19 protein-coding genes and 1 pseudogene are annotated in these 23384 nt (G+C 43.4%); 10 read left to right on the top strand and 10 right to left on the bottom strand.

Translation table 11 applies throughout. The annotated features are described in order from the left end of the window. Nucleotides 1-32 precede the first annotated feature (32 nt). Nucleotides 33-509 carry a siderophore biosynthesis protein gene (locus AABK37_RS20400; protein WP_432553358.1) on the bottom strand — a complete coding sequence of 159 codons (477 nt, stop codon included), beginning with the start codon at nucleotides 507-509 and terminating at the stop codon, nucleotides 33-35. Between the two features lie 106 nt (nucleotides 510-615). After that, on the bottom strand, nucleotides 616-948 hold the full coding sequence (locus tag AABK37_RS20395; RefSeq protein ID WP_432553377.1) for a methyltransferase: 333 nt from the start codon (nucleotides 946-948) through the stop codon (nucleotides 616-618). 341 nt (nucleotides 949-1289) lie between these two features. On the opposite strand from AABK37_RS20395, the gene AABK37_RS20390 reads away from it, so the two are divergent. Then, entirely contained in the window at nucleotides 1290-2765 is a 1476-nt protein-coding gene (locus AABK37_RS20390; protein WP_432553357.1) for a BamA/TamA family outer membrane protein, read from the top strand. Here the strand turns inward: AABK37_RS20390 and AABK37_RS20385 are convergent. The 3 genes and pseudogenes from AABK37_RS20385 to AABK37_RS20375 all read right to left on the bottom strand — a co-directional run bounded on the left by AABK37_RS20385 (nucleotide 2753) and on the right by AABK37_RS20375 (nucleotide 8342). Then, a complete protein-coding gene (locus tag AABK37_RS20385) occupies nucleotides 2753-2908 on the bottom strand; it encodes a hypothetical protein (RefSeq protein ID WP_432553356.1) in 156 nt (51 codons plus the stop codon). The genes AABK37_RS20390 and AABK37_RS20385 overlap by 13 nt on opposite strands. A 27-nt stretch (nucleotides 2909-2935) precedes the next feature. Further along, nucleotides 2936-6919: a substrate-binding domain-containing protein gene (locus AABK37_RS20380; protein ID WP_432553355.1), complete on the bottom strand. Its 3984-nt coding sequence runs from the start codon at nucleotides 6917-6919 to the stop codon at nucleotides 2936-2938. A 289-nt stretch (nucleotides 6920-7208) separates the two neighbouring features. Then, nucleotides 7209-8342, bottom strand: a pseudogene (locus AABK37_RS20375) (precorrin-8X methylmutase). Nucleotides 8343-8890: 548 nt separating this feature from the next. On the opposite strand from AABK37_RS20375, the gene AABK37_RS20370 reads away from it, so the two are divergent. From AABK37_RS20370 to AABK37_RS20345, 6 genes are all read left to right on the top strand, one after another. Further along, on the top strand, nucleotides 8891-9097 hold the full coding sequence (locus tag AABK37_RS20370) for a hypothetical protein (RefSeq protein WP_432553354.1): 207 nt from the start codon (nucleotides 8891-8893) through the stop codon (nucleotides 9095-9097). Between the two features lie 42 nt (nucleotides 9098-9139). Continuing rightward, nucleotides 9140-9349, top strand: a complete 210-nt coding sequence (locus AABK37_RS20365) for a hypothetical protein (RefSeq protein ID WP_432553353.1) — start codon at nucleotides 9140-9142, stop codon at nucleotides 9347-9349. Nucleotides 9350-9494: 145 nt separating this feature from the next. Next, nucleotides 9495-11801 (top strand): putative bifunctional diguanylate cyclase/phosphodiesterase, encoded by a 2307-nt coding sequence (locus AABK37_RS20360; RefSeq protein WP_432553352.1) that lies wholly within the window; start codon nucleotides 9495-9497, stop codon nucleotides 11799-11801. Nucleotides 11802-12015: 214 nt separating this feature from the next. Beyond that, nucleotides 12016-14073, top strand: a complete 2058-nt coding sequence (locus AABK37_RS20355) for a heavy metal translocating P-type ATPase (protein ID WP_432553351.1) — start codon at nucleotides 12016-12018, stop codon at nucleotides 14071-14073. A gap of 452 nt (nucleotides 14074-14525) precedes the next feature. Beyond that, nucleotides 14526-15083: an SET domain-containing protein-lysine N-methyltransferase gene (locus AABK37_RS20350; protein ID WP_432553350.1), complete on the top strand. Its 558-nt coding sequence runs from the start codon at nucleotides 14526-14528 to the stop codon at nucleotides 15081-15083. A gap of 132 nt (nucleotides 15084-15215) precedes the next feature. Further along, nucleotides 15216-16250 carry a DMT family transporter gene (locus AABK37_RS20345; RefSeq protein ID WP_432553349.1) on the top strand — a complete coding sequence of 345 codons (1035 nt, stop codon included), beginning with the start codon at nucleotides 15216-15218 and terminating at the stop codon, nucleotides 16248-16250. A 210-nt stretch (nucleotides 16251-16460) separates the two neighbouring features. Here the strand turns inward: AABK37_RS20345 and AABK37_RS20340 are convergent, their stop codons facing one another. After that, a complete protein-coding gene (locus AABK37_RS20340; protein ID WP_432553348.1) occupies nucleotides 16461-17636 on the bottom strand; it encodes a phosphoserine transaminase in 1176 nt (391 codons plus the stop codon). 51 nt (nucleotides 17637-17687) lie between these two features. Then, the gene (locus AABK37_RS20335) at nucleotides 17688-17897 is read right to left on the bottom strand and encodes a hypothetical protein (RefSeq protein WP_432553347.1); all 210 of its coding nucleotides are present in this window, start codon (nucleotides 17895-17897) and stop codon (nucleotides 17688-17690) included. Nucleotides 17898-18038: 141 nt separating this feature from the next. Here AABK37_RS20335 and AABK37_RS20330 point away from each other — a divergent pair, with 141 nt between their 5' ends. After that, entirely contained in the window at nucleotides 18039-18569 is a 531-nt protein-coding gene (locus AABK37_RS20330) for a universal stress protein (protein WP_432553346.1), read from the top strand. 490 nt (nucleotides 18570-19059) lie between these two features. On the opposite strand, the gene AABK37_RS20325 is transcribed toward AABK37_RS20330, so the two are convergent. Beyond that, the gene (locus tag AABK37_RS20325) at nucleotides 19060-19269 is read right to left on the bottom strand and encodes a hypothetical protein (RefSeq protein WP_432553345.1); all 210 of its coding nucleotides are present in this window, start codon (nucleotides 19267-19269) and stop codon (nucleotides 19060-19062) included. Nucleotides 19270-20341: 1072 nt separating this feature from the next. Here AABK37_RS20325 and AABK37_RS20320 point away from each other — a divergent pair. Continuing rightward, nucleotides 20342-20992, top strand: a complete 651-nt coding sequence (locus AABK37_RS20320; RefSeq protein WP_432553344.1) for a DUF924 family protein — start codon at nucleotides 20342-20344, stop codon at nucleotides 20990-20992. 150 nt (nucleotides 20993-21142) lie between these two features. Here AABK37_RS20320 and AABK37_RS20315 read toward each other — a convergent pair whose 3' ends face one another. Further along, a complete protein-coding gene (locus AABK37_RS20315) occupies nucleotides 21143-21766 on the bottom strand; it encodes a GIY-YIG nuclease family protein (protein WP_432553343.1) in 624 nt (207 codons plus the stop codon). A 395-nt stretch (nucleotides 21767-22161) separates the two neighbouring features. Continuing rightward, on the bottom strand, nucleotides 22162-22893 hold the full coding sequence (locus AABK37_RS20310) for an alpha/beta fold hydrolase (protein WP_432553342.1): 732 nt from the start codon (nucleotides 22891-22893) through the stop codon (nucleotides 22162-22164). 200 nt (nucleotides 22894-23093) lie between these two features. Between AABK37_RS20310 and AABK37_RS20305 the strand changes: the two genes are divergently transcribed. After that, nucleotides 23094-23384, top strand: a 291-nt coding sequence (locus tag AABK37_RS20305) for a hypothetical protein (RefSeq protein ID WP_432553341.1), incomplete at its 3' end; no start/stop codon positions are given.

Below are 23384 nucleotides of genomic sequence, written 5' to 3'. Positions count from 1 at the left end.
AATTGAGAACTTTCTCGACGGTTATCTTGGTTTTAATTATCTTCATGAAACGGACACTTAACTGCTAATTTATGATTAGGAGATATGAGTTGCAAGCGGTTTTGTTCAAATTTGTTCAAGATATTCACTGCTAGAAATTTGGAGTTTCGTAAGCTACCTGAGTCATCTCCAACAAATTTTTGGCAAATTGCTTTATGAGCAGTAAATAGCACCATTAAGGCTGATATAAATTCTTCATGCTGAGATTGTAGGGATGCTGGTAGTGTTTTGAAAACCAAAGACATTTTCTTTAAAATACTTATAAGATAAGCACGATCCCAGAGCATAATTCCGCTAAAATTATCAGATTTCAGGTGAGGTGGAATCATCATTGGACGAATCTGTTCTTCATACTGCTGCTTAGTCAAGCTGCCAGTTACCTCCATCGCCTTAGCTGATGCAATAATCAGTTCAGTTGCAGTTTTTAGTTCAATCACTGCATCATCTAAATTACCAGTTTCGATTTTCATTTCAAATTGTTTACCTTATACAGGAGACAATTCCATTACACTGACAGGAGTTCCTATTTGTAGATGACGAGCTAATTGAAAACCAGCTTTTTCAAATAGTTCTCGCTCATTCTGCTTCAGTTCTCGCTCCTCCATATCCAAAGCTTAACAACTCTAGATCCAACCACTTACCCCACTGATATTCGTTGGCTAATGTCAGCACTGTATCAATAACCAGTAATTTACCATTCTCAGCTATGGCATCGCGGATATTTTTAATGATGGTAGTAATTTTATCATCATCCCAATCAATCAAAACATACGATAAAGTGTAAATATCTGCACCTTTAGGTATCGATTTAAACATATCTCCACCTACTGTTTTGCAGCGATCGCCTACACCTTCTTTAGCCACGAATTTTTTTGCTTCAGAAAGGACGTGGGGTTGATCGAAGAGGATGCCTTTTAAAGGGGTTTAGTGTTAGCGGCGAGAGTACGGCATCATTTTCAAGGGTTTGATGCCGTACTCTCGCTGAAGAGCGCAACGGCAATATTGGGGGAGGACGGCAGTTTTGCGGGAAGAAAATCTACACCGCAAACTGCCTCGAAAATCCACACCCCAATAAGCCGGACCCTACAATACTTAAATTTTTTCATAAATCAAACCGGATTCCTATAGTTTGGTTTTTTTATGCCGACTTAGCTTTCTTTCCGGCGAAAACAATTTAAATCGAGTCGCGACCTCTTGTAATGGGACAATTTAACTGTTATCAAGATGTGGGGAATGATAAAGTTTTACATATGCGTATTCAAATTGTAATTTTGATTGTCGGGATGTTGGTCAGCTGGAGTTACCAGGTGCGTGCAGAATCCGAACTGAAGAATGATACTAACTTGCCCTCAATTGTAGAAACTGACATAGAGAATATCGATGAACCACTCCCCACATTACCAAGTGTTGAGAGGGCTGAGGTTAGCGAGAAAATTGTTAAAGATATCCAAATCCGTTTTCTCAATAATAAAGATAAGTGGGTAGATGAAAAAGGTAGGCTCATAGAAGGACGGACTCAGAAAAATTTTATCATTGACAATCTGAGATTAAAGCCAGGTCAAATATTTCGTAACGATTTATTTCAAAAAGACGTAGAAAGATTAAGGAGATTAAATTCATTTGATAAAGTCAACTTTGTTTTAGAAGATTCGGACACAAGCGTTAATATCGTCTATTACATTAAAGAGAGTAAATTTCCTTCTTGGAACTTTGGCGGTGGTGATAACGGTGATGTTGGGCTTTATGGTAAGGTAGGTTATCGAGATGCAAACATCAACGGACTTAATGAACAACTAGATACTAGCGTTCAAGTCAGCGGCAAAGATGTTCAATTTGACACTTCCTTTGTCAGCCCTTATCGTCGAGGAGAACCAAGTCGCTTAGGTTACAGCTTTCGAGCTTTTCGCGAACGAGATTTATCTCGAACCTTCAACGATGAAATCAAGTTGTCAAACGGTAGCACCGTGCGAGAAGGAAGATTTGGCGGTTCTTTTGCTGTTTTAAAATCTTTTGATGATTGGGATGCAGCTTTAGGTCTGAACTACACCAGAATTAGCTTGCGCGATCGCGATTATAATCTGGCACGAGTCGATAGATTGGGAAGCCCGCTTTCAGTAAGCGGTACTGGTATTGATGATTTAGTTACAGTGTCCTTTGCTGTTAGCAAAGATGAACGCGATCGCCGTAGCAATCCAACTAAAGGATCGCTTCTGACTCTTAGCACCGAACAAGCTATTCCTATCGGACTCGGTAAAATTGCTAGTAACAGATTGCGGGCAAACTATATTTTATACGTACCAGTTACTTTCATAGGTAATAGCTCAACAGAAAATACAGAAATGATCGCTTTGAATTTGCAAGCTGGAACAAATATCGGCGAATTTCCACCCGCAAACGCATTTGATTTGGGTGGATTGAATTCTGTTAGAGGTTACGGAGGTGGTAGAGTCGCAAGCGCACGTAGTTATGGTTTAGCTTCTGTAGAATATCGTTTCCCGATTTTGCGGAGAGTAGGAGGAGTTTTATTTGCAGACTTCGGTTCCGATTTTGGGTCTAGCAAAACCGTGTTAGGGGAACCGGGTATACTGCGAGGTAAACCCGGAAGTGGGTTTGGTTACGGGTTAGGATTGCGAGTCAAGTCACCGTTTGGGTTGATTCGCGGTGACTTGGGAATTAGCGACCAGGGAGAAGTAAAGTTTGAAGTTACCACCGGTCAGCGGTTTTGAGTAGGGAGAGGGGGGGAGGGGGAGAGGGGGGGACAAGGGGGACAAGGGGGACAAGGGGACAAGGGGACAATGAGAATAATTCTTTCTCTCGATCTCCAAGGAGTCTCCCCATCCCCCCTCTCCTTGTCTCCTTGTCTCCCCATTACCTATTACCAATTACCCATTACCAATTATTCTTGACTTTCTTGGAAAAACTTCTTGTGAATGATTTTAGTCTGTTGTCCGTCAGTAGTAACTGCGGTCATGAGATAATCAATCAAGCTGTCTGTAAAGGGGACACGCAAGTGGAATGTTCCATCGGGTTTGAGTTTGATGGAATGACCGCCGATTATCACGTTTGCACCTGGTTCTGTTGCTCCGTGGATAATTAACTCAGCATCCGCTTGGAACCAGAAATCTGGCTGGGGACGGGTATAGACGCGAACTGCGGTTGAACGAGCTAGTAAAAACCAGCGATCGCTATTAATTAAATAGCCTATTTCTGCCATATAATCGCGATCGCTTGCCGGAATCGCTACATAGCGATCGTGTGTTACCTCCTCACATTCATACTGCTGCACCAGTGTGGGAGTCTGATAACTGAAGTCAATATCAGTCACATCATACAACCGCAACGCTAATTGGCAAACTCCCTCTTGCTGCACTGATTTTTTCTGGCTGTCGTTAACGTTCCAAGATACATAAGCCCATTTTGCCGTGCGGGGTGCGATCGCAATGCTGCTTTCTACATCCTTTTGAGGACTAACTGTATCTTCAATAACTGATGTTTCCGTGTTGTCCGTAATGCCATAAATCTTAGACCAAGCTCCAGCACCCGCACCTGCACCGACAAAAGGCACACCACCTGCTAAGTCTACCGGGCTGGCTTCAGTAACATTTTGTGCCGTTTCGGGCACGTTAGATACAGTCTCGTTTATGTCTTGATCGATGGGTACGTTGGCTGGTAGTTCTAAGCTTGCATCTGTAACTTCTGCGGGTGTTTCGCTTGATTCTGGTGAGTTTGAGGAAGTTGTCTCGCCCATATCAAACAAATCTGATGATACATCATCTTCTAAAGTTGCATCATCCGCAGAGGTAATATTTTCTAGCCAGTTTGATTCAGCAGATAAATCTTCCTCAGCTGCGTCTGCAACCACATCCAAAGCAGCTTCTGGAACATTTGGTAATTCTGGCATTGCAGGTATAACTTTGACTGTCGGCAATTGTGCATCTAAAACAGCTTCTTCTACGTCTGGCTGTTGAGGTGTGAGTGTAACTTTGACTGTTGGCAATTGTGCATTCAAAACAGCTTCTGGAATATCTAGCTGTTGCGTTGCGGGTGTAATTTCCACTGTTGGCAATTGTGCATTTAAAACAGCTTCTCCAACATCTGGCTGTTTTACAGGTGTTTCGATATCCCAAAAATCTTCGTCAATATCGCTGTTTTCTGTGGTTGAATTGCTGGTCTCGGGTTGCGCTTTACCAGACAGTCGCGACCAAAGTACTGCCCCACTTTCTGCTACTGCATTACCCGCAGAGGTGATATTGTCTAGCCAGTTAGATTGTGCTGGTTGTTCTGTCTCCTCTGCTGCGAATTCCATGTCCCAATCGTCTTCATCAGCTGCGAGTTCCGGGACATCTGGCGATTCGGGTAGAGAATCGGTAATTTGCGTTGTCAATGTTTCTACTTGATTAGATGCAACTTCTGGGACATCTGGCGATTTGGTGGGGGGTGCTTCTACATTAGATGCAAGTTCGAGAACTTCTGGTGATTCAATTGGGGGTGTTTCGATATCCCAGAAATCTTCGTCAGCATCGTTGGTTTGTGCGGTTTGGTTAGTAGCTTCGGGTTGTGAACCTCTATGCGATCGCGACCAAAGTACTGCCCCACTTCCTGCTGCTACTGCACCACCGGCAGAGGTGATATTTTGTAACCAGTTAAATTGTTGTGCTGGTTGTTCCTCTGTCTCGTTTTGTGTAAATTCCATATCCCAGTCATCTTCATCAGATGCAAGTTCGGGGAATGAATCTGTTATTTCTCTTGTCGATTTTTCTACATCTTCATCATATACAACTTCAGAGACATCTGGCTGTTCGGGGAATGAAGCTGTAATTTCCGTGGGGGGTGTTTCTACTGTAGGAATTTGCGCTTCTTTTGGTGTAATTTCAATTACCGATGCTTCTGGATTCGATTCAAGGTCAAGAGAATTTCTAACTTCAGTTGTCGGTACTTCAGTATTTACTTCAGATTCTACATCCGATGGAAGCGGGAGAGAATTTCTAACTTCAGTGGGGGGTGTTTCTACTGCTGTAATTTCCGGTGTTGGTGCTTCGATATTTACATTCGATGCTAGGGGGAGAGAATCTCTAACTTCAGTTGCCGATGTATCTACTGTGGTCGAATATTGCAGTTTGGGGGTTGTGACTTCGGTTGGTGGAGTTTCAATATCCCAGACATCTTCTTCAAGGTCGTTGCTTTCTGGGGTTTGGGCAATAACTTCTCTTTGTGTGCCAGTTAATGGCGACCAAAGTATTGACCCGCCTTCTCCTACTGTACCACCCGCAGGGGTATTTAATTGTGCTGGCGGTAGTGCTTCAGCCGTGGGTATTGCTGCTGCCGGTTGGACGGTTGTTTCGCTTATAGGTGTTTCGGCATTCGATACGACTTGAGAATTTGGGGATAATGTTTCAGTATTATTCCTGATTTCTGTAGTCTCATCTTCTACTGTATCAGATGTTGGCGACCAAAAGCTTGTCCCTACCCCTACTGCTGTAACGCCTGCTAAAGCTGCGCTACCACCGGAGGTGTTTTCAGCTAGGTTATCTGCGGTGTTAGTTACTTCGATGTCGGAAGGGGTAGTATTTTCTCCTGCGCCAGATTGTGTTTGCGCGTAAGCGCGAAGCAACTGGTTATCAGACAAAGCCTCGCTAACAGGAGGGGTAACACTTGCGCCTAGAGCTGCTGTTGGTATAGACTCTTCTAAGGGCTGATTGGGTAATTCTATTACGTTATCTGTTGGTTGAGGTTTGGATCGCCTTTTTCCTAGCAACCACAATAATAAACCGCCGATTACAGGCAAAGTTAACAACCACCACCAAGGGGATATTCTCTCATTGGCAACGTTTTGAGTAGTAGCAGGTACAGGTACAGGTACTGGGGAATTATTTTGATTAGCCGTTGTGGGGTTGGTAGCTTCCCCAAGCGGTGAAGTTGCATTTTCTGCCGGCGCGGTAGTTGGCGAGGCAATTGGATTTGGGGGGATTGTTTGTAGTAGACTGGCAGCGATCGCATTAGCTTCGGTGGTTCTCGCTTGTTCTACGGCTTGAATACCTGGCTTGGCAGTTGCAAAGCCAAGAAAACCTGCGATACCTAAACTAGGATTTTTCTTGTAAACGTATACAAAAGGCTGCGAGAAGGGATATCTCGGATCGTCTGGCGAGGTATTATGCAATTTGAGCGATCGCACATCTTGCAGCTTCGATATTTGATTAACCATGACATAGCTAATGCCGTCTTTGCCCAGTTGCTTGACAACTTCTGCTGTATTATCATCAGCTAATTGGGTAGCTGTAGAGCCTGTGGCAAATTTATTAGTTTTGAAAACTGGATAATCGCGTAAAGACTCGCGAGTGTCGCTTGTTGCCGGACGGTCAATAAAGCGAATTTTAGCATCGGGTCCTCCTAACTCAGACCAATCGGTAATTTCCCCTCGGAAAATTTTCGCAAATTGCTTACTTGTCAAGCTGCCTTTAAAAGGATTAGAAGCACCAACTACGATCGCTATTTTTTCGCGACGCACCCGCACTTGCTCTAAACCTTGCGCTTTTTCTTCTGGTGTCAAGTCGCGAGCAATTGTGGCTATATCGATTTTACCATCTTGCAAAGCTTTGAGAGCAGAATCTGTACCGTTGGCAGCTAATTCAACTTTTGTGCCCGAAAACTGTTTTTCAAAGCTTTGTTTCAGGCTTTGATTGATTGCTTGTATGCTACTTGAACCATCAATCCTGACTGTAGTCCCATTTTCAACCGTTTGCGGCAGAGGAAATGAAGGATCTTCAGTTGCTTTTTGTGCTTGTACGCAGTTTGGTGCGAAGAGAGTTACTGCTGGGGAAGTTAATGCCAGCAGTAATGCCAAACTGACTATCGAATTATCTTTTTTCTCTTTTTGCCACATATGCCCCTTATCAAGGTAAAGGAATATTATTACCGACTGGTCTTAATCGTTATCTTTTTATAGAGGAGACGCGCTAATTATAGTTCCTAAGTGCATAGTCGAATACGATCAATTGTATTTTTTTGCTACAAAGATTTAAGCTACTCCAAATTTATACGTAAATTACTATAGTTTCTTTACTTAAAATGAACAGCATATCATGATATAAACTATATAATGTCGCCAAATCATGATAATTTAGTTCTGAAAATACGCAAAAAGTCAAAAATTAAATACTATTACAAGAATCTTAACTTAGATAACAGTGACAATCAGGCTTGTCTAACAACGATTCAACTAAGGCATTGAGAGCAGTAGCAGCTAACAATCCACCACCCAAAGTTCCTTCAATCGTGATAAAAGGCACAGATGTTTGCATTAATTGTCGCTTGGCAGCGGGTGCATGACTAAAACCAATCGGCATCGCAATCACTAGCGCAGGCTGAATTTTTTGATTGTTAATCGCTTTACAGACTTCTAAAAGTACTGAGGGAGCATAACCAATAACTAGCATACAACCTTTAGTTAGTTGCGGTAATTTTTCTCGCCATTCTTGATGCTGCCAAAAAGCAATTTCTGCTTCGGTGGCAGTAGTAATGTGGGGATTGTTAATTAAAGTTTCAACCTTACATCCCAAGTGAGCTAATCGAGTATTATCTAAAGCTGCTGCGACTGAAGGAGTATCGACAACAACCTGACAGCCTGATTTTAGGGCTTCACGAGTGGAGGCGATGTCTGACGACAAGCCGCTGCGCGTCTACGCTTTATTTCCCAATCTCAAAAACGACACTAAACTAACATCCCCACAAGCTAAAACCATCTGCGAAATTAAATGTTGTTCAATTTCCGAACGGTCAGATAAATCAGGTAACAACCATTGTAAAGATTCTTGAAAAACTTCCGGATGAGTATGAACTTCTGCATCCAACTTACTCCACAGATTTTCTAGTTCTCCAACTCCTGCTTGAGTTTCTACTTCTAATAACTTGAGTTGAGAAAAAACTTCCGCTTGCATGATTTGACAATCTTTATCTCGTCCCAACAATCCTTCTAAAGCTGATGCGGTTTGCCGCAGTTGGGAAATTTGCTGCATAACTGTTCGATATTGCATCTGTAGTTGCGACATCAAAGTAATGCTAGTATCTGATGAAGGTTCCACTTTGAGAATTTGGCGGATGTGGTTTAACTGAAAGCCTTGCTGCTTGAGCGCGACAATGCGTTGCAACCTTATGACATCGTTTTCATTATAAAGGCGGTAGTTGCTATGCGATCGCTCTGCTTGCGGCAGTAATCCCAGTTGATGATAATGTCTTACCATGCGCGGAGTAATCCCCCCGCCAACTGCATCAGTGAGTTCTTTAATAGTTAAGCAACCAGGGTTCATCATTATAGATGCAGCACACTCCAGCTTTAGCCTAGCAATAAATTAGGACTTACGCACTTTACTTTGAGACACTTACGCGATCGACGGCACTACACTCAGTCTTCTTGATTAAACTGACCAGAAGAGTAGCAATTTTTTTTATTTCTATTCCAAAACTGCATAAATTGATGGTGCTTACACCCATTCTAAATATAGAACGAAAGCTTATTCATACTTAACTTCTGTTGGCGCAAATCAAGTAAGGATTTAAGCATACGATCAAATTTATGTCAATGTGTAAGTGCTATTAATGTTGCATAACCGATGAATTCACAATTAGATCAAATTTTTACCTAAAATACCCCTTTCGATATATTCCTGTAGATACTTGAAAAAAGGTAAATTTTAAGCATAGCAAATTAACATTTCACAATGTCTACGGTAAGGGTTTTAGTTGCTTTTTTATACAGCCTCTCACCTGGAACAAAGCGCCAAGCGCGGCGGTTTTCGTTTCATGTCCCTTAGTACAGTTTTGCCTAAAAACGAGCGCGTTTTTAAATGCATTAACAATGCAAGCCGATGCATTAACAATGCAAGCCGATGCATTAACAATGCAGACCGATGCATTAACAATGCAAGCCGATGCATTAACAATGCAGACCGATGCATTAACAATGCAGACCGATGCATTAACAATGCAAGCCGATGCATTAACAATGCAAGCCGATGCATTAACAATGCAGACCGATGCATTAATATCATGTCCGGGTAATTAGTTATGATTCCCATAGTCAAGAAGCACCCCTCACGCCAGATGCGTGACTGTCGGGAAACCCGACGGCAGATGCTCCACTTGGGGAGCCACCCCCGTGGGCGGGTTTCCCGACAGTCGCGGGAGTGGCGTGAAACCCCAAGACCGCACTGCCTCCCCAACGCACTGGCTCCCCGATCAGCCCCTCCCCGCAAGCGGGGAGGAAAGACAAAGCGTAGCTTTGGCGGGGTGGCGTTCTTTGGGCGATCGTAAGTAATCAAACGGACATGATATAACAATGCAGACCGATGCATTAACAATGCAGGGGGTATTGCCAAATTTAATTTGCGCTCTTATTAATCAAATGCTCTACTTAGATTAGGGGATTCAAGGTCAGCGGGGCTATCGTACACTACGCTACTATGTCCACATCAAATGACAGTGACTCGCATATCTCTAGGACACTCTTCAGGTGGCAGCGTCGCATACCGCCTAAATTGCGCTACGTGGCGATCGTGACAATTTACCTGATTGTCTGGGGAATACTTGACAAAGTGTCACTTGCCTTTGAAACAACACCGGAAATTCAAATTTGGTATCCGCCGTCAGCCCTTGATTTTGTCCTTGTGTTGGTCTTCGGTCTGCGCTACACTCCAGCGCTGTTGCTCAACACGCTGGTACATCAATATGTGGTGACTTACCGCGACCTGAATTTTATCACCCTGCTGATCTTCGATTTAATTACAACCATAGGCTACGCCGGAGCCAGTGCCGTGCTGCTGTTGAAGCTGCAAATTAACCCCCGCTTGCGTCAGTTGCGCGATGTCGTCTGCTTTAACGTCGTCGCAGTCTTGATTGCACCACTCCTCGTCGCTTGGCTGCAAGTTTTGAACTTTGCATCGAGCGGGATTATCCCCTGGTCAAAGTTGGTTATGTACACGCTACATTACTGGGCTGGAGATGCTACCGGCATTGCCATGCTAGCTCCATTTCTGCTGATTTTGCTACGCAAGCTGCCGTGGGTGTGGTTGTACAAAGAACAGCAACCCCCAGCGACAGAGGGTAAACTACGCTTACCCACATGGCGAGAAGTTCCGGAGTTGGTGGGGGAGGGTGTCGCATTGGCTGTTGGGATTTTGGCTGGGTATGCGGCACCGCGAGGAACTAATCTAGACTACAGCTATTTCGTTTTTTTACCAGTGATTTGGAGCGGTTTGCGGCACGGGTTTGAGAGGGCAGCGACAACGGTTTTGTCGATGAATGTCGGGGTTGCGTTGTTGGTGGTTGCCAAGTTCGGTTCATCTAATCTTTTGGCTTTGCAATTCGGCTTGATGGCGATTTCGCTAATGGGTCTGCTTGTAGGTGCGATCGCCACCGACCGGATGCATACTGAGAAAGCCTTACGCGATTCTAACAAGCAGCTGACGCACAATGCTTTTCATGATGGACTCACAGGTTTAGCAAACCGCTCTTTGTTCATGGAACACTTAGAGCGTGCAGTCGAATATGGCAAACGCGAACGCAATTTTCAATTCGCTGTACTTTTTGTTGACTTGGATCGGTTTAAGCTAATTAATGATAGCCTGGGACATCTACTTGGAGATAAATTGCTGATTGCCATTGTTGGCAGACTCCAAGCTTGCGTGCGTCCCACAGATATAATTGCACGTTTTGGGGGAGACGAATTCACCATCTTGCTTGAGAATCTCTCGGACATCAGCGACACAATACGTGTTGCCGATCGCATACAGGCAGAACTATCATTGCCCTTCAATCTTGGCGGACAAGAAGTGTTCATTACCGCAAGTATCGGCATTGCCCTAAGTGCGACAGGTTATAATCAAGCAGAAGACTTAATGCGTGACGCTGACATCGCCATGTACCGAGCCAAGATCGGTGGCAAGGCACGCTACGAAATATTTAACCCGAGTATGCACGATCGCGCAGTGGTACGCTTGCAGCTCGAGACCGATTTGCGCCTCGCGATTGAACGTCAGGAGTTTCTGATTTACTATCAGCCAATGGTGTCGCTGTCAAGTGGTAGAATTATTGGTTTCGAGTCTCTGCTACGCTGGCAGCATCCCGAACGTGGACTTCTCTTTCCAAGTGAATTTATTTCCGTAGCCCAAGAAGTTGGACTGATGAGCCTCATCGACCAGTGGGTCATGCGTCAAGCTTGTCACCAGATACAGCAGTGGCAAGAGCAAATTAAAAGATTTCCCCCTTTATCAATCACTGTCAATGTTTGCAATCAACATTTCACTCAACCAAATCTAGTCGCGCAAATCAGCCAAATTCTTCAACAGACGAGCTTGGATGCTTCTCGCTTGAAGTTGGAGATTACCGAAAACGTGATTATGGAAAACCATCGTGCAACTTCCACGCTCTCGCAATTAAAAGCTTTGGGTATTTGCTTAGTTATCGATGACTTCGGTACAGGCTATTCATCATTCAGTCGTCTGCACCGTTTTCCGATTGATGAGTTGAAGATTGATCGGTCCTTCGTCAGCAATATAAATGTTAATGAGAAAAATTTAGAGATTACCGAGATTATCGTCATGCTTGGTAAAAAACTCGGTATGGATGTGACAGCAGAAGGAATAGAAACCCCAGAGCAACTCGCACAACTCAAAGAGATGAAATGTGCATATGGGCAGGGATGCTTTTTTTCTCAGCCATTGTCCAGTGAGGCAGCAGAAGCGTTAATTGTCGCAAATCCTCACTGGTAGGGTTGACCAAAACTAGGGTGTAGGGTGTGGGGTGTGGGGTGTGGAAGAAGGGTGTGGGGTTGCCTGGTTAGGGTGTAGGGAAAAGAGATAGCCTTTCTTTTTCTTTCCCCTTCTTCCCCCCACACCCTACACCCTAACCATGCAACCCGACATTGTTGACATTAACACTAATGTCAAGGTTTAGGGTGAGAGAATACGTGTTGGTTCAACTCTCATGTACCCAGAACGCTTAACTCAATTCACCAAAGAACATTCAGATACCGTAGCGGCGATCGCTTGTGGTCTATTATTACTTCTAGGAGCATTTGCCTTACATCTCAACTTTTTAGGATTGGCATTGCTGCTACTTCCTGCAGCTTATGTGATTGGTGGCTACGAAAGCGCCCGCGAGGGACTAACTACCCTTTTTAAAGAAAAAGAACTCGATGTAGATTTACTAATGATAGTGGCGGCTGTGGGCGCTGCTAGTTTGGGTTTATGGCAGCGGGAATACCACTTAATTATCGATGGGGCAATTTTGATTCTCATCTTTGCCATAAGTGGGGCACTCGAAGGTTACGCGATGCGACGCACTGAGCGCAGTATTCGTAGCTTGATGAGCCTGACACCAGATATCGCAATGCTTTTACGTCAGGGAAGGGAAGAGGAAGTTTCAATTTCCCAGTTAAAGGTAGGGGATGAAATTGTCGTCAAACCGGGAGAGTTAATTCCTACCGATGCGGTGATTGTATCAGGTTACAGCAGCATCAATCAAGCGGCGATTACCGGGGAATCTTTACCTATAGAAAAGACGGTGGGTGAAGAAGTGTTTGCAGGTACGCTTAACGGTTATGGTGCGTTGAAGTTGAAGGTGCATCAACCACCAGAAAGCAGTTTGATTCAACGTGTGATTAAGTTAGTAGAGCAAGCGCAGACTGAGGAACCACCTTCGCAACAGTTTATCGAAAAATTTGAAAGAAGTTATGCACGCTTGATTGTTATTGCTGGGGTGTTGCTAGCAACTTTACCCCCGTTTCTTTTGGGTTGGAATTGGGAAACAACGATTTATCGAGCGCTGACCTTTTTAGTGGTAGCATCTCCTTGTGCGTTGATGGCAGCAATTATGCCGACGCTGCTATCGGGAATTGCCAATGGTGCAAGACAAGGGATTTTGTTTAAAAATGGTAGCCAGTTAGAAACGATGGGGAAAGTGAGAGCGATCGCTTTCGATAAAACTGGTACTCTGACTACAGGAATTGTGCAAGTATTTCAAGTGATTCCTGCTGGTAATTATTCGCCAGCTGATGTATTGAAAGTTGCCGCAACCGTGGAATCAGTTTCCGAACATGCGATCGGCAAAGCTATTGTCAAGGCGGCTGCTGATTTAAATTGGGTGAGTGCAGTTGAGGTGCAAGCTATCCCCGGACAGGGAATTATAGGTATTAACAAAGACCAACAGATAATTGTCGGGAATGCGGCTTTTGTGCAGAAGCATGTCACAAATTTACCGGAAGAATTGCATAAATCGGCTTCAGTGTTAGAACAACAAGGTAAGACAGTCGTTTGGGTAGCGCAGGGGGGAGGGGGAGAAGGGGAGAGGGGGGGACAAGGGGAAAAGGAGAATTCAAAATTTAATACTCTCTCCCCCACTCCCCCACTCCCCCACTCCTACACTCCTCCACTCCTCCACTCCCCCACTCCCCCACTCCCCCACTCCCCCACTCCCCCACCGATTGAGGTGATAGGTTTGATAGCGATCGCCGACGAAGTGAGAGTAGAAACTGCTGCAACCATTACCCGCTTAAAAACTTTGGGAGTTGAACAAATCGTCATGTTAACTGGCGATAATCAGCGCACTGCTGATAGTGTGGCGCAAGCTGTGGGTATAAATCAGGTATATGCAGAACTTTTGCCGGAGGATAAATTGGATGTAATTCGCCGTTTGCAAAAGCAGTATAAAACAGTGGCAATGGTGGGTGATGGTATCAATGATGCACCAGCATTAGCTCAAGCTTCTGTAGGTATTGCGATGGGAGTGGCGGGAAGTGATGTAGCATTGGAAACAGCAGATATTGTGCTGATGGCAGATCGGCTGGAGAAACTTGCAGTGGCGATGAATTTGGGGAAAAGAGCGCACAGTATAGTTAAGCAGAATATAGCAGTTGCTCTATCTTTTATTATTCTGCTTTTGGTGGGTAATTTTCTCGGTAATATTAACTTACCCATCGGTGTAATTGGGCATGAGGGTTCTACGGTGTTAGTTACTTTGAGTGGTCTGAGGTTGTTGAAATGAGGTAGGCGATGTAATAAAAAGAACCGCAGAGGCGCAGAGAGGAGGACACTTGCACAGGAAGGGTTTCCCGACTTGAGCAATGTGTCCGTCGCAGAGGAGGAGGGGAGCGATCGCATTCCTTGAGTCATTAGTATAAAAGATGGAATTCGTTGAACGGCAAAATTTAACCAAAAATGAGGTTTCTAACTTTTCTTTATTGAGAATCGGTTCAATAACCGCCAAATTGTCATTGTATATTTTTATATCATGGTAGCCTCCATTTTTTACCGAACAAGGCTTTGAGAGCGTATATACCCCCCCAGTACAAGTACAGTAGCAACCTCGACACAACTTCAAGCTTTTGTGAACTACGCAAGAGAGCATAAGGGAGATCCAAAAAATAAAATGTCCCCAGTGGTTGGTTGGGTACCCTCGGATCTGGCTTTGGCTGTGGGACATTTTATTACTTGTAAGTGCCTAAAGCTGTTACTATTTATGATGTTTATAGTTGGTTTATTAAGACTTCTGTCATGCAAACAACAAAAAAAGCAATGATTAAATGCTCGGCAGTTTCATCCTTTGCGGAGGTTTGGGAGTGTTCGCTTACTCAAAATAAATCCCTACATACTACCGTTGAGTTTGAGGGGGGGCAAGTCATCACTAATTTTGGAGATAAAGAAGTCTTAGATCGCCCAAATTATTTAACTGTCCAAATTGGCGATTGCCAACATATTATGCTCGATCCTGAGTATTTGCAATATATCAATCATAGCTGTAATCCTAATGTTTTTTTTGATACTGAAAATCGAATCTTGATTGCCTTAAGAAAAATAGAAATTGGAGAAGAATTAACGTTCTTTTATCCCTCAACAGAATGGTCGATGAACCGAGGATTTAATTGTATTTGCCAAAACGAAAATTGTTTGGGATACATTCAAGGGGCAGCCGCTGTACCCCTCAACATTTTGACAAAATATAAACTGTCCCAGTTGATATCAGCAAAACTCGGAATGTTGACGGATATTAATTGAAAACTATGAAAAAGCTTCTCAATATGGTGTTCTAACCAGCTTGTTATCTAGTCAAAGCAGGTAGAGTGAATTGAGCCAGGGATTCTCTATAAGAATCCTATCAACCGTGAAGAAAATTATCAAAGTTTCTAAATGACTATACAATATTCAAGTAATTCCCAAAAAATTGGACAACTATCACTATCAGTACTAGAAAAATCTCCAGATATTCTAAAAAAAGAATCCAATAATATGGCGATCGCTGCCATATTATTAGCAGTAGGAACTTTGGCCTTCACACCAATACTGATTCGATCTTCCCAAACCGAAGTGGGGGCAGATGCGAGCATCTTTAACCGCTACTGGATAGCCACAACGTTTTTACTATTATGGAATAGCTTGAGGACTGTACGCCGCTTTTGGATTAAATCTCAAAATCTATCCAGTCAACTGGATGAGCAGACATCCTCCCCAATATCCTATACTAGTCAAACAGTATCCCTCTTGTTAGTATCGGGATTATTTTTAGCAGCCACGACAGTTTTATGGTCTTGGTCACTCACTCAGACTAATGTTGCTAACTCTGCATTGATTCATAATTTTTCTATCTTTTTCACAACAACAGCAGAATGGTTGTTCTTCAAGCAACGCTTTCATAAAAACTTTCTGATGGGTGGTGCTATAGCTGTAGGGGGAATAATTTTACTTGGATTGAATGACCTGCAATTTGAGCTAGATAATCTCCAAGGAGATATTGTCAGTTTCGTCTCTAGTATAGCATTTTGTGGATTCTTAATGAGTGCAGAAAGAGTGAGAGATCGAGTAAGTGCTACAACCACAATCTTCTGGTGGTACGGAATAGGAATTATCCTGACTCTACCGCTAGCTTTAATCAATCATGAGCAACTATTCCCCATATCATGGCAGGGGTGGTCTAGTGCTATTGTTTTGGGTTTTAATGCTGTTATAGTCCATTTTTTGGAAATATATAGTCTCCGGAAATTATCTGCATCTTTCGTCGCCTTAGTTTTCCTATTAGATCCAATTTTGACAAGTATCTTTGCCTGGTGGATATTTGGAGAAACATTGCCTTGGCTCAACTTATTAGCATTTTCTGTTATTTTAGTGGGGCTGTATTTGGCAATATCTAGCCCATCGGTTGCAATGAATTTTGAGGGTGATAAGTAAGTAACACAAAAGTTACCTTTTGGTAGGGTTTTAGGCAACGCATAGTTCATTTTTACCAGATGTCTAATGTAAAGGCATCTAGCATAGTAGAGATGCCTTTAATGTCATTTGATGTATATGTAAGTTAAATTTTTAACATCTTACAAACTTTTTTTGTGGATATTTGGGAATTTCTGAGTGCTAGAAATTAGCGCTCAGACTTCTCAATGTTTACGCTGCTTTTTCAAGTTCGCTTTTGACGGTAGCGTATCCCCAATCTAACCAGGGAAGCAATGCTTCAATGTCTGCGGTTTCGACTGTCGCACCACCCCAAATCCGCAATCCGGGAGGTGCGGAGCGATAGGACGCGATATCAAAGGCTACTTGTTGCTTTTCTAAAAGTTTTGCTAGTTTCTTCGCGGATTTTGCCTGTTCTTCTGGAGTTAAGCCGGTAAACCAGGAATCGACTATCTTGAGGCAAATTGAGGTACAAGAGCGATTTTCTGGCTTTTCTGCTAAGAAAGCTGCCCAAGAACTTTGTTCAACCCATTTGGCGATCGCTTGCAAATTCGCTTCACTGCGCTTGATTAAACCAGGAAGTCCACCAATACTCTCAGCCCATTTCAACCCATCTAGGGCATCTTCTACACACAGCATTGATGGTGTGTTGATGGTATCGCCTTTGAAAATGCCTTCAATTAGTTTACCTTTTTGTGTTAGGCGAAATAACTTTGGAATTGCGCGTTCAGGATTATAACTTTCTAAACGTTCAACTGCACGGGGAGAAAGGACAATTACTCCATGTTGGGCTTCTCCTCCCAATACTTTTTGCCAGGAGTAGGTTACGACATCAAGTTTTTCCCAAGGTACTTCCATTGCGAAAACCGCAGAAGTCGCATCACAAATTGTCAATCCTGGGCGATCGCTTTTAATCCAATCACCATTTGCTACCCTGACACCTGAGGTAGTACCATTCCACAAAAACACAATATCTTTTTCAAAGTCAACTTCGTTTAAGTCTGGTATTTTACCATAATCTGCGCTCATTAGACGAGTTTCGGGCAATTTCAACTCATCTAAAACGTCTTTAACCCATTCTTGCCCGAAGCTTTCCCATGCTAAAATATCTACGGGAAGTTTTCCCAACAGCGACCACAACGCCATTTCCACAGCGCCTGTATCCGAAGCGGGAACGATACCCAGGCGATAATCAGCGGGAACACCGAGGATTTTTTTAGAACGCTCAATCACTTCTGCTAATTTGGCTTTACCATCTTCAGAGCGATGAGAGCGACCTACACAGGCTTTTTCAAGTTGAGAAACAGACCAACCCGGTCGTTTCGCGCAAGGTCCAGAGGAAAAATGAGAAATGCGTGGCTTGACTGTAGGTGGAGTGAGCTCTGACATAAAGCTATTTTTGCAGACGTGTGGCATGAAAAAGTACTGATGTATATAGTACTAGGTTTCTGCTTTCAGATTGAAGTCTGATAAAAATAAGGCAAAAGAAATGAAGCTTTGGGTAATCGGTAATCGGTAATTGGGCAATAGGCAATGGGCATTGGGCATTGGGTAAAATTCCTCTCCCCCTGCTCCCCCTGCTTCCCCTGCTTCCCCTGCTCCCCCTGCCCCCCTGCCCCCATGCCCCATTACCCATTCCCCATGCCCCATGCCCCATTACCCATTACCAATTCCCCTTTCCTCACAAGATCCTCAAATTGTTTGTCTATAACATAACTGTAGGAGGAAAGCTGATATAATCGCCTGCCCCCTCTAAGAAATGATAATTATTCCCAAAAAATCGGTGTCTATATGTTTATTAACAAAATTCTAGTTGCATTAGATCGCTCTGAGTTAAGCAAGCAGGTTTTTGAACAAGCGTTGGCTTTAGCGAAGGTTACAGAAGCTAGGTTAATGCTGCTACATGTTCTTTCTGCGGAAGAAGAAGGCAGTCCCTATGTGCCTGTATACTCTGGTTTTGACTACTATTCAGGAGTGCGCGGTCAAACCTTGGAAGTTTACCAAGAGCAATGGAACGCTTTTAAACGCGAAGGTCTAGAGATGTTACAATCCTTTCGTGCCCAAGCAGACATAGCAGGTGTCACTACTCAATTTACCCAAAATCCTGGCAGTCCTGGTCGCTGCATTTGTGATGTAAGCCATAGTTGGGGTGCTGACTTAATTATTATGGGGCGTCGGGGTCACTCTGGTTTAAAAGAACTATTTCTAGGCAGCGTCAGTAACTATGTTCTTCACCATGCACTTTGTTCAGTCCATATTGTGCATCTTCCAGTCGTTGCGAAAAAAACTGAAGCAGAAAAAATACAAAGCATCTCAACTTGATAAGAAAAAGGTGTAGCTTTGACTACACCTTTTTTTAAACGACTTTAGAGGGCAGTGCGATTCGTTGGTTAGTGAATCACGGTAATCAGTTAAATAGACATAGAAAGTGAAAATTAATTATGCGTTACCCAAAACCCTTTGTAGAGACGCGTTGTAGTAATTAAAAGACTTGCAACTATAACGAACTTCTATAGCGCTCACCAAGGGGACATACCCCAACTCAAACCCGGTCATCATGACTGGGTTTTTGGGTTTGAGTGCGATTCACGCGAAAGCAAACGCATCACTACATCGTTACTCTTCATCACTACCATAGGACACGCAAGGGCTTTCAACTTCCCATGTTGGCTGAAATGAATTGCAGAAAATTATGGTTGAACAATTGACCCCTGCTTCGTCAGGATTAGTGCATTGCACAACGCTTTCTACCAAGACGTGAAAAGCACAGTCATTGCAAATAGTTTTAGGTGGCGATGACTGGCAATATTCCTCACTCAACTTCAGCATCTCCATCGCCTTGCACTGTTTTTATTGCTGCTTTCAGGCGATAAAGAGATTCTTGGATATAATACCCAACCGCCCCAAGGTCTTCAAACACATCATCAAACTGTGGATGGTTTGGTGGAAACAATTTTCCTAGTTTATCGCCAATTTGCTCTAGTTCTTGCTTTATTGCTAATAGCTTCTCACTATCGTCCATGCTGTAACTCCATTTTGGTGCGTTCGTCTACGACGGGCGCTCCCGCGCCATCGCCCCACTAAAAAAATGTGGATTCTCAAATAGTAGTGCGGCGATCGTAGCTTCAGTGCGGCGGCGGCAGCGCAATTCGCTACTAGCAACCTTAATAGTCATTATCAGCCACACAAATTCCTTTACATTTAATACCGTTCGTAGCTGTGCGCTGACAATGAGAACATAGAACTTTTTCGTTTTCTGTTTCTTGATTGAGCTTTATATTAGTGCTTGCAGTAAAAAAGTCTTTTTCGGTCTGGAGTTTTACAGTCATAAGGGTGGAGGAATATGAATGCGGTTTACATTAGACTTGTCAGTTAGAAGCGTTTTGGGGTGAGGCACGATCTAATAATTCCATTGCACACCGAACGTCCATTCGTCTATAAGTTAGATCCATATATTAAGCAATCCAATCGCTCTATAAACGAAATATAGCGAATTATCGCTCTTGATGAATTGACTCCAACGATATGGAGTATGGGGTTGACATCGCAAAGCTCAAGTTTTCCAATCACACTCCTAATCGCCAATATATCCGGAGCGCCCGCACAATGTAGCGAAAAAGCACCCGCGCTCGTTGTGCCAGTACGAGCGCAACTAGAGACGCACGCATGAAGTGCGCCTCTAGTTGATTGGAAAGACAAATGTGTATGGGGTTATGCAGCGTCAGCTACTAGCAACCCACTCACAGCAATGATTAACAACTGCGCTTGTTCTGGAGTCACAGCAGCGAGGACGCAATTCACAGCAGCACGGCTGGACTACCCACAAGCCATCAATATCAGCACGCAAGAAAGTACCCAGGAGCTTCAAGCCTTGCCAAACTCGGTATAAAGCACCAAAGTCAGCGTCATGCACTTTTCGTTAAAGGCGATCGCACTTAAGATGGGCGCGGTGTTAGTGGAGCGAAAAGCAGCGGCATAACATGACCTATAGGAGTGGTAAACAGCGTGCGCGATAACATGACCTGTAGAGGTGCGCTTACCGCATGGTGTGGCACAATAAAGACGAATGGTAGCAAAGCGAAGGAAGGTTCACCTTGAAAGCTGAAGGATTTGAAGACGTTCTTCGGTTCTGGTTTAAGAGCCGACCAAGCGGCGGTCAAGCGGCGATGGTCAGAGCGTGGGAATGGTGGTTTCGCTCTGGTGCAGATGCCGATATAATCAAACATTTTTCACCGCTGCTCGAACGGGCAAAGCAGGGTGAACTTGATACCTGGTCAAGTGAGCCACGGTCACGACTCGCGCTTATCATCGTCCTTGACCAGTTCTCGCGAACAATCCATCGAGGAACTGCCCAAGCATTCGCGCAAGACTCGAAGGCTTGCACGCTGACCAAGGAAGGTATCGAAGTTGGTCACTATGCAGCTCTTGAGACACCTTGGGAGAAGACCTTCTTCTTCCTGCCACTGGGGCATTCCGAGAATATCAATAACCTAGAACTGGCGGTCAAGCTTGCTCTGGAACTCGCTTTGGAAGCGTCTATTGAATATCGTGCGCTGCTAGAGTTCTCCTTTGAGCAAGCACGCGGACATCGGGACGCGATCACACGGTTCGGTCGTCATCCTCATCGTAACGAGGTACTAGGACGGCAATCAACCCCTGAAGAACTTGAGTACCTCGCTAGCGGTAAGCTCGTACATACCCGTCCGATGCCGCCCCACCTGTCGCAATTTCTCTCCAATACTTGAGGAAGCTCCCGCCATCTCCTCCCAAAACAAGGATTTCCGGTTTTAGCGAACCAACTCGTGCAATCACAACAAAAACTTATATGCTTAAACTTGGTTAATATAATCTAAAAGACTAGCTTCAGCTTTAAACCATTCTCCAGTCAGCCTAATTTATTGAAACTGCTGGTGCAATAATTGCTCTAATTCTTGTGCTTTCTTATCGCTTTCAACTTGTATTGACTTAATTAACCTTAACTTAGCAGGACTAGATGTTTGAAGTGATTTTATCCTTTTATAAATATCCTTGGCTTTACCTATTTTAATCGCGTTGCTGTCCTCATTTAAGATAAAGTAAACAAAATAATTTTGATGGGCTAGTTTATCACCATCAAGAGAAATCTGTCTATTTCCTGGAGTCACAATTTTAGTATCTGAACTTGCCCAAGTTTTTATCCATGCACATACCGCGTTAGTGGTTAAAGACTTCTGAGCTTTTACTATGACAAGTTCCCCCTTAAATAAAAGCGTAAATTTTTTAGCTGCTGCTTTACCTCTAGATGGAAGATTCAGCCAAGTCGTATAAGTTTCAGTAACAGTTTGAGTGTATGGAATAGAATTATTGTATTTTGTAACTGTAATTTTTTGTTGTCTGCTTCCCCACCTCCCCTTAGAATATCCCCTAGTAATTTTCAAACGTTCCAAATCTTCTAATGCAACCTCTACCCACCCAAAACCTTCATCTAGATTATTTGGATTTCTATCAATATAAATAGTGTAGCAACGACTTATAGGCATAAAAAATTAATTGTCAGTTTTAACTTGTTACAAAACTTGTTGGATTTCAGGTTCTGTTAGTAGCAGATTCAATTCATTATTCATAATTATATTTTTTTGCTGAAACTAAACTATATCTGCCAAGATATCCCGCGATTATTATATTTCATCACCGTATTGGGCGATATCAACCAGTCCGCTCTAGGTCAAAATAATTTATAACTAATAATTACGCGCTTCATAATTGTCCCACGTATTCAGGCGGGGGCAAATAATTATGAATTCATAACTCATAATTAAAAAATGAGTACAAACTCTTATCAAATCAAAAATTTAGTAATTTTTAATTAGTAAATAATACAAGCTATGAAGCGCGTAATTATTTGGTTACAGGGCATAAAACACAGATAATTTGCTTAAAGTCTCAGGCTGGAACAAAGTGCATCCAATTGGCTTTGAGATTTCCAGAAGTTGAGAAGTTGTTCTGCCACAAGCTGAAAATGAAAGAAGTGAAAAAAGTGCCGTCCTTCCGGACATAACCACAGGCGATCGCTTGGATTCAACCAAGGTCGCCATCCTCGTAAAGCATCGGGTTCAACAACGATGTCGTCTAAGCTACCACAGACCATTAACGGTACTGGCACTTCGCTAGGAGTCATACTCACCCGTTGAAACAGCGAGTGAGGTGAAAGTGAGCAATTTAAGTCTCGTTCCAACATTCTTATTAAACGCTTAACGGTGCGTTGGTCTTGATAGCCAAACAAATTGTCAACCATTGCACTAAGAGTCTTTTGGCGACATAAGAACGGCAGATGATTATAATAGTGAGCCTGCCAGTCAACGGCAGCATCAACTCCTACAGCTAATAAAGTTAAAGACTTGACTTTTTCTGGATATCGACGCGCATAAAGCAGTCCTAGCAATCCTCCGATGCTATGACCAATCAGATGCACAGGTTGATTGCACGATTTGAGATGCTTATGCAACAGTTCAACTGCCAATAACAGTGAACTCGCTTCATCCTGACTTTGGGAATACTCCCACTCTTGCACTGTCAGTTCACGCGACAAATAACCAAGCAGCGGCTTGCTAAAGTATTGCAAACTAGGACTTGTATTCAACCAAATAACATCAGGCTGTTTAGTCATTAAATTTTCCTTGCAAATAAATAATCTATTTAGCAATTAGTAGAAGCGCAAAGTTTTTCGCTACTAATCGCTAAATAACACTTTTCGGCTCAGGTTCTTGAGAATCTTCTTCAACTAATCTGAAAAATAGCTTACACTAAATCTTGATTTAATGAAAAGATTTTTCATTAACTATTTTGAAGATGAAAATCAGCGGTTTTATGGTCAATGCAGCATTGAGCGATCGTCAACCCTCCCCAAGCAGATTTCTTTCTAGTTCTTTAGATAGATATAACTTGAAAGTGGCATTATCCTACCATATAAAGGGGACAAGGGGACAAGGGGACAAGGGGACAATGAGACAAGGGGGACAAGGGGACAAGGGGACAAGGGGACAAGGGGACAAGGGGACAAGGGGACAAGGGGACAAGGGGACAAGGGGACAAGGGGACAAGGGGACAAGGGGACAAGGGGAACAAAGAAAAATTTCTCCCTGTCTCCCCATCTCCCCC

The organism is Tolypothrix sp. VBCCA 56010 (assembly GCF_050875635.1).
GTDB lineage: Bacteria > Cyanobacteriota > Cyanobacteriia > Cyanobacteriales > Nostocaceae > Hassallia.
Note: the sequence above shows the minus strand (reverse complement) of the source record. Positions and strands in the feature narration are given on the sequence as shown.